This window comes from Streptomyces aureus, assembly GCF_001418135.1.
GTDB classification, from domain to species: Bacteria; Actinomycetota; Actinomycetes; order Streptomycetales; family Streptomycetaceae; genus Streptomyces; species Streptomyces aureus_A.
Window position 1 is genome coordinate 1 of the sequence record NZ_LIPQ01000261.1, and the last position, 15,289, is coordinate 15,289.

At 71.1% G+C, this 15,289-nt stretch carries 14 protein-coding genes; 5 read left to right on the forward strand and 9 right to left on the reverse strand.

Annotated elements, in window-relative coordinates; all coding sequences use genetic code 11:
* The first annotated feature begins 774 nt into the window (after positions 1-774).
* On the forward strand, positions 775-2,772 hold the full coding sequence (locus tag AOK00_RS21815) for a hypothetical protein (RefSeq protein ID WP_055601984.1): 1,998 nt from the start codon (positions 775-777) through the stop codon (positions 2,770-2,772).
* Positions 2,773-2,937: 165 nt separating this feature from the next.
* Here the strand turns inward: AOK00_RS21815 and AOK00_RS21820 are convergent, their stop codons facing one another.
* Entirely contained in the window at positions 2,938-3,975 is a 1,038-nt protein-coding gene (locus tag AOK00_RS21820; RefSeq protein WP_055601985.1) for a PI-PLC domain-containing protein, read from the reverse strand.
* Positions 3,976-4,243: 268 nt separating this feature from the next.
* Between AOK00_RS21820 and AOK00_RS21825 the strand changes: the two genes are divergently transcribed.
* A complete protein-coding gene (locus AOK00_RS21825) occupies positions 4,244-5,158 on the forward strand; it encodes an MDR family NADP-dependent oxidoreductase (RefSeq protein WP_437441434.1) in 915 nt (304 codons plus the stop codon).
* Between the two features lie 16 nt (positions 5,159-5,174).
* A complete protein-coding gene (locus AOK00_RS21830; RefSeq protein WP_055601986.1) occupies positions 5,175-5,552 on the forward strand; it encodes a MerR family transcriptional regulator in 378 nt (125 codons plus the stop codon).
* Positions 5,553-5,580: 28 nt separating this feature from the next.
* Here AOK00_RS21830 and AOK00_RS21835 read toward each other — a convergent pair whose 3' ends face one another.
* The 7 genes from AOK00_RS21835 to AOK00_RS21865 form a co-directional block, all read right to left on the reverse strand.
* The gene (locus AOK00_RS21835; RefSeq protein WP_055601987.1) at positions 5,581-6,309 is read right to left on the reverse strand and encodes a bleomycin resistance protein; all 729 of its coding nucleotides are present in this window, start codon (positions 6,307-6,309) and stop codon (positions 5,581-5,583) included.
* Positions 6,310-6,520: 211 nt separating this feature from the next.
* Entirely contained in the window at positions 6,521-6,880 is a 360-nt protein-coding gene (locus AOK00_RS21840) for an STAS domain-containing protein (RefSeq protein ID WP_055601988.1), read from the reverse strand.
* Positions 6,877-8,145 (reverse strand): PP2C family protein-serine/threonine phosphatase, encoded by a 1,269-nt coding sequence (locus tag AOK00_RS21845; protein WP_055601989.1) that lies wholly within the window; start codon positions 8,143-8,145, stop codon positions 6,877-6,879. The genes AOK00_RS21840 and AOK00_RS21845 overlap by 4 nt, the downstream gene beginning before the upstream one ends.
* The gene (locus tag AOK00_RS21850; RefSeq protein WP_055601990.1) at positions 8,146-8,955 is read right to left on the reverse strand and encodes an alpha/beta fold hydrolase; all 810 of its coding nucleotides are present in this window, start codon (positions 8,953-8,955) and stop codon (positions 8,146-8,148) included.
* Between the two features lie 154 nt (positions 8,956-9,109).
* Positions 9,110-9,970 (reverse strand): HAD-IIA family hydrolase, encoded by an 861-nt coding sequence (locus AOK00_RS21855; protein WP_079042121.1) that lies wholly within the window; start codon positions 9,968-9,970, stop codon positions 9,110-9,112.
* A 259-nt stretch (positions 9,971-10,229) separates the two neighbouring features.
* Entirely contained in the window at positions 10,230-11,261 is a 1,032-nt protein-coding gene (locus AOK00_RS21860) for a hypothetical protein (RefSeq protein WP_159041821.1), read from the reverse strand.
* Between the two features lie 61 nt (positions 11,262-11,322).
* Entirely contained in the window at positions 11,323-11,880 is a 558-nt protein-coding gene (locus AOK00_RS21865) for a hypothetical protein (RefSeq protein ID WP_055601992.1), read from the reverse strand.
* Between the two features lie 138 nt (positions 11,881-12,018).
* On the opposite strand from AOK00_RS21865, the gene AOK00_RS37345 reads away from it, so the two are divergent.
* Complete coding sequence (locus tag AOK00_RS37345; RefSeq protein ID WP_254047450.1) at positions 12,019-12,582, forward strand: hypothetical protein; 564 nt, start codon at positions 12,019-12,021, stop codon at positions 12,580-12,582.
* 10 nt (positions 12,583-12,592) lie between these two features.
* Here the strand turns inward: AOK00_RS37345 and AOK00_RS40505 are convergent, their stop codons facing one another.
* Positions 12,593-13,834: a hypothetical protein gene (locus AOK00_RS40505; protein WP_107097446.1), complete on the reverse strand. Its 1,242-nt coding sequence runs from the start codon at positions 13,832-13,834 to the stop codon at positions 12,593-12,595.
* Positions 13,835-14,176: 342 nt separating this feature from the next.
* On the opposite strand from AOK00_RS40505, the gene AOK00_RS21880 reads away from it, so the two are divergent.
* Positions 14,177-15,214, forward strand: a complete 1,038-nt coding sequence (locus tag AOK00_RS21880) for a hypothetical protein (protein ID WP_063886639.1) — start codon at positions 14,177-14,179, stop codon at positions 15,212-15,214.
* Positions 15,215-15,289: the final 75 nt, after the last annotated feature.

Here is a 15,289-nt window from a genome sequence, read left to right on the forward strand (position 1 = left end):
CCGCCCCCCCCCCCCCCCCCGCAGACCAGCGGCCCTACGGCAGTCCAGGAACATGCGCGCACCGCTGCCGTCCGCTACCCCGGACTCCGGCCGACCGCCATCTCCGCCACTCTCCCCGCCCCAGGCGCCGCACGTGCCTGGACAGTCTCTGGGGGCCATGCCAGGATCCCCGCATGATCCTCACCCGAAAGGCCCATGCCGCGTAAGCGGCCCGGCGCGCTGCGCGCGCAGAACACAACAGCCAGTCAGGCGCGCCGAGCAGTTGCTCTCTGGATGCACTCTCCCTCCTCCGCCCCCCGGCCGGCTCGTATCGGCGGGCTTTCCAGCCGGACGGCTTCCGCCATCCGCCGGGAAGAGTTCCGCCGTCTGGACAAAGGCCTCCTCCCTGGTGACACCCAGGTGGCACTGCAGTGCTACCGGTCCTTTCTGGCCCGCCCGGGCCGCTACCTGTACCTGACCGCAACCGTATGCGGCTGCCACGAGTGCGGCCTGAAGGAAGACGTGGCCATGGCGCGGGACCTCCTGGAGCTGGTCCTCGCCAACATTCCTCCGCGCGCACGCCGTGAACTGGCAGCACTGGTAGGGCAGTTGGACGACAAGTTGTATCGCAGAACCCTGCCCGACCCCCTCGCCCTCCGTCGGTCACGGTGCCCAGGAGAAGGGTGGTGGCATTGGCGGCTCTATGACGAGTCCAGCCACCTCTAGCAACCGAGCTGCCCTGGAACGCGGGCCTCGCCGCTTGTCCCCTCGCGAGTCGGCGGGGAGCATGACCACGTGCAACACCGAGAGAAACTAGACGAACTGCTCCTGCGCGCCGGGCTCACCTTCGTCGAGGACGTGTGCCCGGCCAGTCTGTTCCCGCCGGAGGCCGGCTGGCGGATCGCGCGGGGGATCGGGGCGCCGGGCGGCGTGGTCAGGGACGCACCGCACGGCGTGGGCCGGGTCGCCGCGCCGGAGGGCGCGGTCCGGGACGCGGCACTGGACAGCCCCGTCCGGGAAGCCCTCGACGCCGCGTGGTGGCGCCGACTGGCAGACTCCGACGGCGAGTTCCTGGTAGCCGTCCTCGGACATCGGATCGGCGGCAACGACTCCTGTTGGACCAGGGTCCGTTACGCCGGCACCGGTGTCCCGGGGCTGACCGGCGACCCCGGGTTCGTGGCCCTCTCCCTCGACGGACAGGTGCTGCTGGCGGAGGTGCCCGGCGCGGACGGGCCTCGGGTGACAGCCCTCGACCGACTGCCGGAGCGGCTGGAGGAAGCCGCCGCGGCCGCCGGGCAGGAGACGGAGGCCGAGCGCGCCGAAGTGTGGGCAGCGGTCCCCGGCCGGCCGGCATGGCCGTTGCACTGGGCGGAGGGAATCGGGTCCAATCCGGCCGCGTCGGACGACCTGCTGATCCGACTGCTGGACGTGGAAGCGGGCTTCCTGCACGGCTGCGACCGGCATGCCGTGCTCGACGCCGCCGTGGCGCATCCCGACCCGCAGGTGCGCTCGACGCCCGCGGACACCTTCCGGCCCAAGCTCACGCCCGACCAGTGGATACGCCTGGTCCGTGCGGAGCCGTCGCCGAGCCGGCGCGTGCTCCGGGCCGAGCGTGCCTGCGCCCGGGGCGTCGAACTCCCCGGGGACCTGTACGACGACCTTCTCGCCGGCCCGTCCCGCGCTGAGGCCGCCGAACTCCCGGGGCTCCCCGCACACCACCTCCCCGGCCTCGCGGCCGACGCCGACCCCAGGGTGCGGGCGACTGCCTGCGCCCGGTGGGAAGACCTCGCCGCGCCGCTCAGGGCGCGACTGCTGGCCGACGGCGACGACGCAGTGCGTTCGGCGGCGCTGCTCGCCCACCACATCGCCGTCCCCATGCCTCCCGAGGTCTTTGCCGCGCTGCCCCAGCCCCGGCGCGCGCTCGAACAGTGCCGTCTCGCGCCCGAGCTGGAGGCGGAGCTGGTCCGGGACGGGGACGCGGAGGTACGCCGAGCCCTGGCCGCCAACCCGGCGCTCACTGCCCACAGCGTCGCCGTCCTGTCGGAGGACCCGCACGACGACGTCCGCTCGGTGGTGGCACTGCGGCCGGACCTCGACGAGGGGCAGCGTGCCGCGGTGCGCCACCACTTCGACCCGACGTCGATGTCGCACACTCTGACCTGGGTCGAGGGCCTGCACGGTGACGCCGACGCGATGCGACGCCTCGCCGTGTCGTCCCATCCGCTCATCCGCCGAAGCGTGGCCCGTGCCCGGCGTCTTCCACCGGACGTCGTGGAGCGTCTGGCCCGGGACGAGGACCGGACGGTCCGCCTGTTCCTCGCCGAATCGTGCGATGACGCACCGGCAGAGATGCTGCTGGAGGTCTGGCGGTGGTGGGACGGCAGCTTCAGTCACCCCGACCGCCCCCGCAGCCACCCCAACTTCCCCCGTACGGGCCTGCTGCGCTACGCCGGCGATCCCGCTGGGCGGATGCGCCGCCTGGCCCTGGACGATCCGGAGTCCACGCCTGCCGACGTCGCACGCCTCGCCCGCGACCCGGAAGCCGAGGTGCGCCGCCGCGCGGCCGAGGACGCCCGCCTCTCACCGGCCGACGCGGTGCGGCTCCTGAACGACCCATCGGCCCTCGTCCGCGGGACCGCGATGCGCAATCCGCGGCTGCCGGCCCGCGTCCTCGCCGGGCTGCTGCACGACCGCGACACGGCGTGCGCGGCGGTCACCAATCCGGCGATCCCGGTCCCTGTCCTGCACCGCATCCTGTCCGCGGCCGCGGCAGCAGTGGCAGCCTGCGGCTGAACGCCGCCACCCCGCCGGGCGGCCGCGGTGCTCTGACGCTGGACTCCGGCACCCCCCGCCCAGGCGGATCGAGTCGGCGCCGCTCTCCATGCGGAGGAGCGAGGCCGCGCCGGGTCGTCCCCCGGGTGTGGGTGACGACCCACACCCGGGACCGGACACGGGGCCTCAGTCTCGGGCGTTGAGCTCCGCGACGATCGAGGCCGGCGTGTGGCCGCTGCCGTCGGATATCCGGTGGAAGTCGACCGAGACGAAGTTCGGGTCGCGGCCGTCGGCCGCCGGGCGGCACTGCTGGTCGACGCGGTCCCGCAGTTTGGCCCCGTTGTCGAGAGCGGTGTTGATGACGGTGGGTACGTTCCGATGGTGGCTCATGGTGAAAAGCCTTCGGAAGCCCGGCTCCTGACGGTCCAGCGGTACGTCGGACCACCGGCTGACGCAGGAGACGTCGTTGCCGAGGTCGCCGAGGCTCCAGAAGTTGCTGACGGTCCAGGCCTTGTCGTACATGACGCCCAGGTGCTCGCGGTCAGGCTCGTCGCTGAAGATCAGCAGGCGCTTCCCGGAGCCGACGAGGTCGGTCATCTTCGGCCACCCCTGCTGGCGTACGTTCCACGCGTCGGGCCGGAAGAGCAGCTGGTCGAGGCCGCGCACCCGGCCGAGCGAGTTCCCAAGCTGCTGGGCGCTGACGTAGTCCTCCAGGAAGATGGTCACCACCTCCTGGGGATTCGCTGCGAGGAAGTCCACCACGGTCTGCATGCTGCTCTGGAAGGACTGCCGGGGCAGCGCGTACGTGACCCCGGCGAAGGTCTTGCACTCGCCATGACAGAGGTACACGTCGCTCGGGTAGCAGTCGCTGCCGAAGCTGACGACGCAGAGCCACGTGCTGCGCTCGTACCAGTGGGTGTCCAGGCTCAGGCCGCGCACGCCGTTCTCGAGCTGGTGACGTAGGGACTCGGACTGGGCCACCGAACTCCATCGGGAGTCCTCGTAGTTGGTGAACGCGTTGTGGGTGCCGAGGAAGGAGACCTGGTCGAGTCGCCGGTCGCCCCAGCGTGCCTGGGCCTGGGTCACGGCGGAGCCGTTCGCCGCCGCGGAGGCGGCCGCGATGGATCGGGCGGGCGGGGAGGGCGCGGCGCTGGCCAGGGCTGATGTCCCGAGAAGGCTCAGGAGAAGAAGGAGGACGAGGGAGAACCGGACGTGGCTCCTCAAGGACGCGGTCCCGACCGGGTGAGGTCCGAACCGCGGGGCCGCGCCGAGACGGGCCCGAGATGACATGTTCATGGTCGGCATGGAAGGGAGCGTAGCGCGCACGCATTCGATTCAGCCCCTGCTTGGGCAGTGCTCGATTCACGCCTTGCCTCTGACCCACGGGTCAAGGCTTAGCGTCCGGCCATGAACCCGACTCATCACCTTGTACGCCTGCTCCGTCGCCCCGCGGGATTGCCGACCTCGGCCGAGCACCCTGGTGCAGGCCCCCGTGCCGAAGCCCGCGAACGGCCAAGTGCTCGTCCGCAACACCCACTTCCTCGTCTTTCCGGGCTTGCGCACGCTCATCGGAGGCGAGACCCGTGATGTACCGCTGCCGCCGCTGAACCCCGGCGACACCCTGTTCGGGCCCGCGATCGGCGAGGTGGTCGACGGCCCCCTGAAGAAGGGCCGTCTGGTTCTGCACCTGCAGGGCTGGCGGGAGTACGCGACGCCCGCCGCCGACGAGTGCAGGCCGTTGGACGGCATCCTGCCCGACCCGGTGGCCCACCTGGCCCAGGGCTCCGCAGCCTACGGTGCGCTGACCCGCCTGGCAGAGGTGCGAGAGGGGGACACCGTGTTCGTGACGGGCGCCGCCGGCGCTGTGGGCACCCTGGCGGGCCAGATCGCCCGGCTGTTGGGCGCCGCCCGAGTGATCGGCAGCACCGGCTCACCGGACAAGGCCCGGCGGCTGGAGCGGGAACTCGGTTACGACGCCACTGTGCTGCGCGAAGCGGCACCGATCGGCACACAGCTTGCCGAGGCGGCGCCGGACGGCATCGACATCGTCCTGGACACCGTGGGCGGGGAACAGCTGACGGCCGCCGTCCATGCCGCGAATCGGGGCGCCCGGTTCGCCCTGGTGGGCGCGTTGGACGGTCAGCTGTCCCCGGACCGGGCGGGCGGGAGCGCGCCGGCCGTGCTCGACACGTATCGGTTGCTGACGAGGGGCATCAGGATCGCCGGCTACAACGGTGTGGATCATCCGGTTGTCGAGGCGGAGTGGGAGGCCCGCTTCGGGGACTGGCTGCGCGCGGGCGACATCCGGTTCCCGTACACCGTGGTCCGTGGAATGGATCGTGCCCCGGAGGCGTTGCCGCGACTGATCGCCGGGCGCTCCTTCGGTGCGGCGATCGTGGAGCTGTAGGACGCAGGGGGCGGGCATGCGGATCGGTGAGGCGGCGGCGGCAGCGGGCACCACGCCACGCGCTCTGCGCTTGTACGAGGCACGGGGCTTGCTCCCGCCCCCGCAACGCAGCGCGTCCGGCCAACGCGAGTACGGCCCCGCCGATGTCGCACGCGTCCGCGTCATCCGCAACCTGCTGGCTCTGGGCCTCACCCTGGAGGATCTCCGCCGTCGCGCCCACCGGCTGGACCTCCTTGTCCAGGACCCGGCGGGGTCCTGTGACGGCCGCCCAGGCGAGTTCAGCGGTGTCGTGGCCGATCGCCTGGCCACCCTGGACGCCGAGATCGCACGCCTCACGCACCTGCGGCAGAGCCTCGCCGCAGCGGCAGGTGGGCCGGCGGAAGAGATCGCGTAGCGGCGGCCGTGGCGGGTGGGGCTCCGGCCTACCCGCCGTGCGCACCCCCGGCCCGCTGGTCCCGGAGATCTTCGAGGCGTTCGATGTCGTCGTGGACCGACTCCCGCTCCTCGGGCGTGAGGTGAAGCGCGGCGGCCGCGTCGAGGGCAGTGGTCGCGGTTGCGGCGTCACCGAGGCGCTCGGAGATTTCCGCTCGCAGCACCAAGAGGCGAAAGTGTTCCACGGGTGTGGGCTGCTCGCCCTTCAGACGGAGCGCGCGGTCGATGATCTTCGCGGCCCCCGCCGGGTCGTCCTTCGAGTCCGCGAAGAGGCACGCCATGTGGAGGGCCCTGGCGAAGGTTTCCTTGGGGGCGGGGCGGTGATGTTGGTCCTCGCTCGTCTGCTGCCCGATTCGGATGCAGTTGCCGCCCGGGTCGGTCATGAGGAATTGCCGCACGCCGTACGACATGTCTTTGAGCGGCCCGATACGCGGGAGTCCACGAGACGGGATTCTCCCGAAGGCCGCCTTGAGGCCGGTTCGGAAGGCCTCGTGCAGCCCGTTCACGTCGTCGGTCAGGACGTAGCACGTGCTGACCGACTCGGTCGGCTCGTACTGCTTCATTCCGAAGAAGTGCAGCTCGATGCCGCCTCGTTGGACCACCGCGTAGGGGTTGGGACTCCGCTGCTGAAAGGTCACCTCGAATCCGAGAGCGGTGTAGAAGTCGAGAACGGGCTGGATGGTCCTGCAGGGCAGGATCGGCATGGTCTTCTCACTCATCCCCCCACTCTAGTCAAACTTGACTAGAGTGGGAAGGGTGTCTCGGACGGCTTGCGACGACCCGCCACCGCCCCCGACGTGAGTGTGCGATCGCGCCGCGGGCTGACGCATCGATGCCCGGTTCGCCGGCGTGCCCCCGTACACGTCGGTCAGCTGCGCCGAGCGGGCCCACACCCAAGGGCGTCCTTCTGAGTCGCTGTCCGCGCCGGAGTCAGCTCGTGGGGGGCTGCCAGGCGGCCTCGGCCGCTCCGGCGGTGGGGTGGGTGGGGAAGACGTGTTCCAGGCCGACGACGCGGAAGATCCGCTGGAGGTGGTCGGGGACCGCGGCCAGCGCGATGCTCGCGTCGGCGGCGCGGGCGTGGTTACGGGCGGCGAGGAGTACGGTGATGCCGCTGGAGTCGCAGAACGTGAGCCCCGCGAGGTCGAGGACGAGCTGTTGGCCCGCCTCAAGGCCGGCTCCGGGCAGTGCCGCGCGGACCTCGGGCGCGGTGCGGTGGTCCAGCTCCCCGGTCAGTTCGATGACCGCTCCCTTGGCGGTGGTCCGGGTGCGGAGGGTCAGGTGCCTGATCATCGAGGCTCGTCGGCGGTGGGCCGGGGCACGTGGACGGCCAGGACGGCGGTGTCGTCGTCCACGCCGCTGCCGAAGGTGTCGAGCAGGTCGCGGACGGCGCCGATGACGGCCGACGCGGTGGTGGGGGCGAGGGCCCGGCCGAAGGCGAGGAGGGCGTCGTCGCCGTAGCGACCCTCGCTTCCGGCGTTGGTGTGGGCCTCGGTCAGGCCGTCGGTGTGCAGGAGCAGGGTGTCGCCGACGGCGAGGTGGACGGTGGTGGTGGCGATGTCGGCGTCCGGCAGGACGCCGATCAGTTGCCCGCCGGGCGTGGGCAGGTAGTCCGCGGTGCCGTCCGCGCGCATCAGCAGCGCCGGTGGGTGGCCGCCGCTGGCCAGGGTGATGCGGAAACCACCGCGGTCGGCGTCGGGGGTGAGCAGGCCGAAGATGACCGTGCAGAAGCGCGGGTCGGTGCCGTTGTACTCGTGGTTGAGGACCGTGTTCAGGTTGGTGAGGACGGCGGCCGGGTCGGGGTCGTAGACGGCCGCGGCGCGCAGGGTGTAGCGGGCCAGCGAGGTGACGGCCGCGGCGGCGGCACCCTTGCCGCAGACGTCGCCCAGGAACAGGCCCCAGGTGCCGGCGGCCAGGGGGAAGAGGTCGTAGAAGTCGCCGCCGACCTCTTCGACGGAGGCGATGTGGTAGTACGCGGCCACGTCCAGGCCGGGCACGTTTGCCAGTGCCGGGGGCAGCAGGGTCTTCTGCAGGGTGCTGTTCAGGAGTTTCAGGCGGTCGCGCTCCTGGTCCGCTTCCTGCCGGGCCCGCAGCAGCTCGACCTCGTAGGCGCGGCGGTCGCGCGCGTCGAGGATGGTCGTGCGGATCAGCAGCGGCTGCCCGTCGCTGCCCGTCTTGACTCTGGAGGTGACCATGACCGGCAGCCGGGATCCGTCTGCTGTCTTGAGTTCCAAGGCGATTGCGCTGATCTCACCCTGCATCCGCAGGAGCGGCGCGAAGTGGGTCTCGTGGTACAGCCGCCCGCCGACGGTCAGCAGCTCCGAGAAGCGCTTGCGTCCCACCAGCTTGCCGCGCTCGTATCCGAGCCAGTCCAGCAGCGTGCTGTTGACCTTGACGATCTGCCCGTCCATCAGGGTGGTCAGATATCCACAGGGCGCGTGCTCGTAGAGCTCCTCGGCGCTGTCCTCCAGCAGGGCGGAGAACAGCGCCTCCTCATCCGCCGGACGCCGGTCCTCGCCCCGGTCTCCGCTCTCCGCCGCGCCGCCTGCCTCGCGCATCTATCCGGCGGTTCCCACGAACGCGGTGATCGCCGCGGCGGTCTCCTCCGGGGCGGAGAGCTGGGGGCAGTGGCCCGTCGCGTTCAGCGTGACGAGCCGGCTTCCCGGAATCTGCGCGTGGACGAACGCGCCCACCTCCGGCGGAGCGATCGGGTCGCTCGAACACTGGGCGACCAGGGTGGGCACAGCCACCGACGCGAGATCGGCGCGGTTGTCGGACAGGAACGTCACGCGGGCGAACACCCGGGCGATCTCCGGGTCGGTACGGCAGAAACTGTTGGTCAGCTCCGCACCCAGCTCCGGCCGGTCCGGATTACCCATGATCACCGGGGCCATGGCGCCCGACCAGCCCAGATAGTTCGCGTCCAGCGACTCCAGCAGCTCGTCGATGTCCTCGGCGCTGAACCCGCCCCGGTATCCCGTGTCCGGATCGTCGACGAAACAGGGCGAGGGCGCAAGCAGCACCAGACCGGCGAACGCCTCGGGCTCCCGAGTGGCGGCCAGCACACCCATCATCCCGCTCACCGAATGCCCCACGAAAGTCACCGGGCCCAGCGCGATCTCCCGGCACAGCTCCAGTACGTCGTCGACGTACCCGTCCAGCGACGAGTACCGCTCCCGGCTCCACGCCGACTGCGCCGAGTTCCCCGAGCCCACATGATCGAAGAGGACCACGGTGAACTCGCGCTCCAACGCGGGCACCACCAGGCGCCACATGTTCTGGTCGCACCCGAAGCCATGCGCCAGTACCACCACAGGCCCACCGGTACGCCCGGTCACCGTCACGTGGTTCCTGCTCCGCACGTCCATGCAGCACATCCTCGCAGACCGGTTTCCCGGCCGCCCGCGCCGTGGAGCCCGCACGAAGGTGCCGAGAGCCGAAGCGCGGGTGGTCAGGGAGGCTCCCGCGGTCGAGCGCGCGGGCGCGGAGCGACGACGCGAGGCGCACGTGCTCGCCGGCGGGCTAGGTTCCGGTCGAGTGGCCGGAGCCGGACCCGGAGCCGGAGCCGGAGCCGACTCCGGACCCGGAGCCCGATCCGGAGTCGGAACCGGTGAGGAGAAGGGCCGGCAGGTCCGCGAAGGAGTCGAGGACGTGGTCGGGGGTCCCGGAGGCGGCGCGGTGTGCCTCAGGGGTGTACTTGCCCGTCCTCACCAGGGCGCCGGTGATGCCTGACCGCTGGGCTGCCAGCACGTCCGACTCGATGTCGTCGCCGATCATCAGCGCCTCGGGTGCGTCCACGCCCAGGTGGGCGAGGGCGCTTCCGAAGAACGCCTGCGCAGGCTTCCCTGTCACCTCCGCCTCTGTGCGGGAGGCCTTCTCAAGGCCGTCGAGGAAGGCTCCGGTGTCGAGGTCGAGGCCGCCCTCGGTACGCCAATACAGGTTGCGGTGCATGGACACGAGCCGGGCACCGCGCTGCAGTTGCCGGAAGACGCGGTTCAGAGACTCGTAGCCGAACTCGGGGCCCGCGCCGCCGAGCACGACCACGTCCGCGTCCCCGTCCTCGACCAGCGTGACTCCGGGCAGGTCGTCGCGGACGTCGCCGCTGTTCAGCAGGAGGCAGCGGGCGCCGGGGAAGTGCTCGCGCAGGTAGGCCGCCGTCGCGGCCGGGGCGGTCAGGATGTCCTCGGCACCGACGGGGAAGCCCAGGGCGGCCAGGCGTTCGGCGATGGCGGCACGTGTCCGGGAGGTGTTGTTGGTGACCAGGGCGAGGCGGAGGCCGGAGGCACGCAGGTGTTCCATGGCCGCGACCGTTCCAGGCAGTGGCTTCCAGGACACGGTGAGGACGCCGTCGATGTCGATCAGGACCGCACGGATTCGCTCCATGGAGCCGACGGTAGCCCCGGCGGCACCGGTGGACGGGCGGCGCGCCCAGGTGTCCTGGAGCCGCGCGGGTGACAGCGTGTCGCCCGGACCGCCGTCGGGCGCGCGGTCATGGCCACTCGGGCCGGCCTCGTCCGGGAGGTCCCGCCGCCGGCCTGGGAGACCGGAGTACGACGACTCGTCGAAAACGATCGCGCTCCGGAGCGACCGGGGAGCTGATCTCGCGGGGGAGGAGCCACGCGCTTCACGAGCCCGAGCACCGTCACCACTGGTACATGTACTGGTCCCACGTGCCGTGCCAGCCGGTGCCGTAATACGTGCAGGTGTCGGAGTCGAAAAGCACCACGTGACCGCCCCAGTACACGCTCTCGTCGAGCTGGAAGACAGCCCACCATCCGGTGTCCGGTGTCGGCGTGTTGCTCGTGCGCACCGCTTTGGACTTGAACCAGGACCACATGTTCCGCGCTCGGATGGGCCGACGGGCGTACGTGTAGCACCGGGCCTTGATGTGCGGGTTGGTGGCCGAGAGTTCCGTGTACCCGGCGCGGATGAACGCGTCCGAGAGGAAATGGGCGCAGTTGTTGGCGAAGGCGTCGCCCGCGACGCAACTGTGCGTCCAGTGACTCCCCACGGTGGAGAGGGCCGGGGCAAGCACCTGAGGCCTTGCCTGGGCCACCTGTGCTGTCGGTCCCTCGCTCGCTGCCGCGTAGCGGGGCGCGCCCGGCACGTGTATGGCCGGTGGAGGAGCGAGGTACTCCATCGCTTCGGCGTTCGCGAGTCCGGCCGGCCCGTTCGCCGGCGTCGGGTCTCCGGGCATTCTGGGGCTCGTCGGCGGTGCGACGTTCTCCATCGCGACCATGAAGGCGTCCTGCGGTTCACCGGCGCGCATCCGGCCGAGGCGGAACGCCGTGGCACCCTCCCGCACATACACCCTGATCCGGTCCTCGCCGAGGGGTTCCCGGTCCATGATGTCGGACTTGGCGAAGGAATAGACACAGTCGCCCGACTCGACGATCAGGATGTTGCCGGGGATGTTTCCGTCATCTCGGCTGTAGCCCTCGAAGAGGACGGTGGAATCGCGTTTCGAGGCCCGTTCCATGAGCGAACTGAGGTCGTTCTGTTGACCTTTCATGATGTTCTCGGCCATGTCGTTCGCCTCCTGTGCGCGGGCGTGCGGCCGTCGACATCCCTCCTTCAGCCTGCACCCCGGGCGCAGGTCGGCGCCACTTGTGGCGTAGTGCGCAGCGCGCCAAAGGTGGTTGAGGGGTGAACAATTGAAGGTGGCTGCGCCCATGAGAGGGCCCGCAAACGCACGTACGTCGCGGAACCGCAGATGACGACGGACCGGCCGGGTGTCAGGAAGACGGGCGCGGCTGTGGGCGGGTCGTCCCGGGGAGGCAGGTGACGGCCGGGTTGTACGTGGTGAACTGGCCCTTGGGGTTCTTCTTCCACAGCCAGAGGTGCAGGGCGTAGTGAACGGGCTGGCCGGGGAAGTTGCCCCGGTTGGGGCCCTTGAACGGCACCCCGAACAGGCTCGGCCGGTCGTCGTCCGTCTTCGGGTTCTGGTCGCGGTCGTGGACCAGCCACTCCACGCCGACGAGACGCTTGCCGCCCATGTCGTCGTCCTCGTAGAAGAGGGCGGTGGGCTTCGCCGGGTCCGTCGAGTTGTCGAAGGCGTGGTTGAAATGCGGGTAGCCGAGCGCGCCCGTGCCACCCGCCCGGTCGAACACGCAGTACTGATCGGGCTTGTAGCCGGCCCGCACACCGTTCGCGTGCTGCTGGTACGGAGCGGTCACGCGATAGGTGACCGCCATGTCCGCCGCCGCCCTGCCGGGCTCGGACCCGGCGGCAACGGCGGGAGCCACGGCGAACGCGGTGGCGCCGGCCAGGACCATGGCGAGCGTGCGGGCCATACTCGGACTCCTCAACGACGGCGGCGCTCGGATGCCCCACTAGCCCTTCCCCCACCCACCTCACCCGTCCCACAGACGGTCCGAACGGAGGACAGCCGACCGGACGATCCCGGGCCCGGAGCGGCTGTGGGCGGTCGCGTGCCGGTGATCCTGCCGGCTCCAGCCGACGGCACGAGTGCGGTTCGAGTGACCAATGTTTCGATTCCGGGCAATCATGGGCTCGTGGCTGGTGACAACAGGCAGCGTCCGGGCAGTTCGCAGGGGCAGGGGGCGCTCTTCCGGGCTGAGGTCGAGCGCGTGCTGGCTGAAGCGGAACGGCTGGAGCGCGCTGCCCATCATCGCGTCCGTTACTGGTCTCTCATGGATGTCGCGCTCGGTTTCCCCGCTGCGGTGCTTGCCGGGCTTTCCGGCGCTGCTGGGCTGTCATCGCCGGATGCCCGTGTTCCGGCGGCACTGCTGGCACTCGTCGCCGCGGGATTCGCAGCAGGGGCGGGCTTCCTCCGCAGTGACGTGAGACGTGCCGAGAACCGGCGCAGCCGACTGGCGTGGGCCGAGGTCGAAGCGGGAGCGCGATGGCTCCTCGTTCACGAGGAGCAGATGAGCAACGAGGCTGGGTCAGAAGCTCTCCGCAGCCTGCTCGCCTGCCGGACCAAGGCCATCGCGACCCACGCCGGAGATGCCGGGGGCGGCACGCGATCGTGATGGACACCTTTTAAGGGCTGTCCCGCACCTGGGCGGGCGGAGCGAGCTGCGTCGTGCCGGCAGGGCCCTTGTGCTCTGAGAGTTCGTCCAGAGCCTTCAGCCACAGCTCGGGGAGGTCGGCGGCCGCCGTGTGGGACTGGTCGTGGACGACCGTGACGCGGGCGGTTGTCGTGGTCCGGGTGAGGGAGAAGTAGCCCAGCATGCCGGGGCTGTTCAGGCCGAAGATGCCGGCGGCGAGCGGGGGAGCGCCCAGGACGCGGTAGGTGCCGTTGATGTTGATGTGGCTGGTGGCCAGGCGGAAACCGGGGCGCTGCATCGAGCGGTGGAGGAGTCGGGGAGGTACGCGCAGGAGGGTCTTCCAGCCGCCCTCCCGCAGTCCGGAAGCCTTGTGGGCGAGGGTCTGCCCGGCCACGGCCTCCAGACGCGCGCCGGGGCCGGTCGCGGTGCACGGCAACCGCAGCATCGCCGGCAGAGCGGCGTTTCCTGGAGTGAGCTGCGCCTCCTCCGTACGGACCGACATGGGCATCACCACCCGCAGGTCCTGCGCCCGGCCCGCCTGCCGCAGCTGCAAGGACGCGAGCGCGCCGGTCACCGCGGTGAGGTACACGTCGTTCGCACCCACTCCCCACCGCGAAGCCACCGCCCGCAGGCGGCCGTCCGGGACGTCCGCGTACGCCATGGCCGCCAGCCCGCTCCCCGCCGCGTCGCACCCGACGGGAACCGTCTCGCGCTCGGGGAACCTCCCGAACGGCGACGAACGCAGCCACGCCCGCGAGGTACGTCGCGACACGGGCGGCCGATAGGGGTACGGCCCTACGACCGGTGCGTCCGCCAGAAGCGCGGCCACCAGATGGGCCGCACCGACGCCGTCCGTGACGGCGTGGTCGATGCGGAAGCACACCCGCTGCACCTGATCGACCCGACACGTCAGCATCCGCAGGTCCCAGCCGGGCGCCGGACGGGCGGGCAGAGCCCCGCGCAGCAGCGCGTCGGTCGCCTCGCCGAGCCGGCCGTCCACCTGCTCCGCGCCCACGTGCAGCCCGGCCTCGGGCGGTGCGGTCCGCGTCCAGGAGCGCGCTCCCGCGACCGCCGTGACATTGAGCGCTTCCAGCCCGGGCGCCCGGTCGGCCACGCGTGCGCGCAGGTCGTCGAGCGTGAACGACCCTGCGGGAAAGTCCAGGACGTGGACCACCGTCACCCGCGCGGGGCCGCGGTCCGGGAACAGCGCGAACGCGCGGTCCAGGACGTTCATCCTCCCCGTACGGACCACCGTCCCCGCACAGGACCCGTTCTCACTCTCCGAAACCCTCCGGACCCGCATGAGGCACCTCGTATTCGATCGTCCGAAGCCCGCGCGTATGCGAACGAGGCACGCACACGAAGGGACACGGCATCCGGAACGCCCCAACCCTCGTCCCTCACCCGTCGCCCGACGGCCGGCCGATCCTCCGGGGTCCCGGCGTCTCGCGTCGAGGCGATGGTCCTCACCCCGGGGATGCCGGTGTGCCCCGGAACCTGCTGGGAGATGTGCCCGGGGAGGCCGGCCCGCCCCTGCCCCAGCACCTTCGAGCGGGGCGCCGTAGACTCGCGCGCCATGGAAAAGATGTTCGAGCTGGGGGCCGTCAGTTGCCCGTCCGGCACCCTGGTGCTCATCGACGGCGGTTACCTGGGGCTGTGGAGCGGGGACCGGTCGCCGGCGGACATCGATCCGGCTTCCTTGGGAATCGAGGACCCTGCGGTGGCCGCCGACGTCACGGGCGCCATCGACTTCGTGGTCACCGGGCCGCACGCTTCCGATGCCGTTCGGAGCTTCGACCGGCAGCCAGGCTCCAGGCTCCATGACATCCCGGCCTCGAAGGCCGCCGAGTTGGAGGCGGCATTCGAGGAACACTGCCGGGCTGGCGGCCTTGACGCCCGGCTGGAGGCGTTGCCGGTCCGGGAAGCACATGCCCACAGGGCCCGCCGGACAGCCGAAGAGGGCGGTGGCGGCTTCGGGGTGTTCGGGGTGCCTGTCGTTGCCGTAGGGGGCGTACCCCGAGATCGGCAGCTGCCCGTGCTGGCCACACGGGCCGACCACGGCGACGGTGTCGGGGAACGCTGGTCCGAGATCTCGATCCGGATGAACGAGGGCCAGGTGGTGTCATCGGTTTCGTTGGGTGACATCGGGGTGGACTGGGCACGTGTGCTTTTCGGCGATGTCGACGCCCTGAGTGTCTGGCAGCACGACGAGCCGATTGACGGCTTGGCCGACGTGGCGTTCTGGGGTGCCGCGGCGGACGCAGCGGCCGCGGCGTTCGACGCACCCGAACTGGGCGAGCCCGGTGAGGACGGTGTTCGCGGGTGGACCGGCCTGCCCGTCTCGGAGGCGATGGACAGGGCACACGCTCTGCTGAGATGGAAGGACGAGACCGGACGCCGCATGGCGGTGGACTTCCGCCCGCACTCCCATCACTGGCAGATCATGCGCCAGGTACGTGCCTCGCACGTCGAGGCCGGATCCGTGGAACTCGGTGATGCCCGAGTGCTGTGCGCCATGACGAGCTGGGGCGACGGCTTCTTCCCCGTCATCGCCGATCTGGATTCCTCCGGTGGTCTCCTCGCGGTACGCGTGTGCTTCTCCGACGTGCACTGAACAGCCGGCCCAGAGCGCGCGGGACGGGTACAAAGCCGCCGTACCGCGGTGAGCGCCGTCCTGCGTGCGCCGACA

What these genes read in the sequence shown, in the direction of transcription:
- AOK00_RS21860 (WP_159041821.1), bottom strand. Translation starts at nt 11,261, where the DNA reads ATGGGCGCAGCCACCTTCAATTGTTCACCCCTCAACCACCTTTGGCGC.
- AOK00_RS21830 (WP_055601986.1), top strand. Translation starts at nt 5,175, where the DNA reads ATGCGGATCGGTGAGGCGGCGGCGGCAGCGGGCACCACGCCACGCGCT.
- AOK00_RS21850 (WP_055601990.1), bottom strand. Translation starts at nt 8,955, where the DNA reads ATGGACGTGCGGAGCAGGAACCACGTGACGGTGACCGGGCGTACCGGT.
- AOK00_RS21865 (WP_055601992.1), bottom strand. Translation starts at nt 11,880, where the DNA reads ATGGCCCGCACGCTCGCCATGGTCCTGGCCGGCGCCACCGCGTTCGCC.
- AOK00_RS21840 (WP_055601988.1), bottom strand. Translation starts at nt 6,880, where the DNA reads ATGATCAGGCACCTGACCCTCCGCACCCGGACCACCGCCAAGGGAGCG.
- AOK00_RS21845 (WP_055601989.1), bottom strand. Translation starts at nt 8,145, where the DNA reads ATGCGCGAGGCAGGCGGCGCGGCGGAGAGCGGAGACCGGGGCGAGGAC.
- AOK00_RS21855 (WP_079042121.1), bottom strand. Translation starts at nt 9,970, where the DNA reads ATGGAGCGAATCCGTGCGGTCCTGATCGACATCGACGGCGTCCTCACC.
- AOK00_RS40505 (WP_107097446.1), bottom strand. Translation starts at nt 13,834, where the DNA reads ATGAACGTCCTGGACCGCGCGTTCGCGCTGTTCCCGGACCGCGGCCCC.
- AOK00_RS21880 (WP_063886639.1), top strand. Translation starts at nt 14,177, where the DNA reads ATGGAAAAGATGTTCGAGCTGGGGGCCGTCAGTTGCCCGTCCGGCACC.
- AOK00_RS21835 (WP_055601987.1), bottom strand. Translation starts at nt 6,309, where the DNA reads ATGAGTGAGAAGACCATGCCGATCCTGCCCTGCAGGACCATCCAGCCC.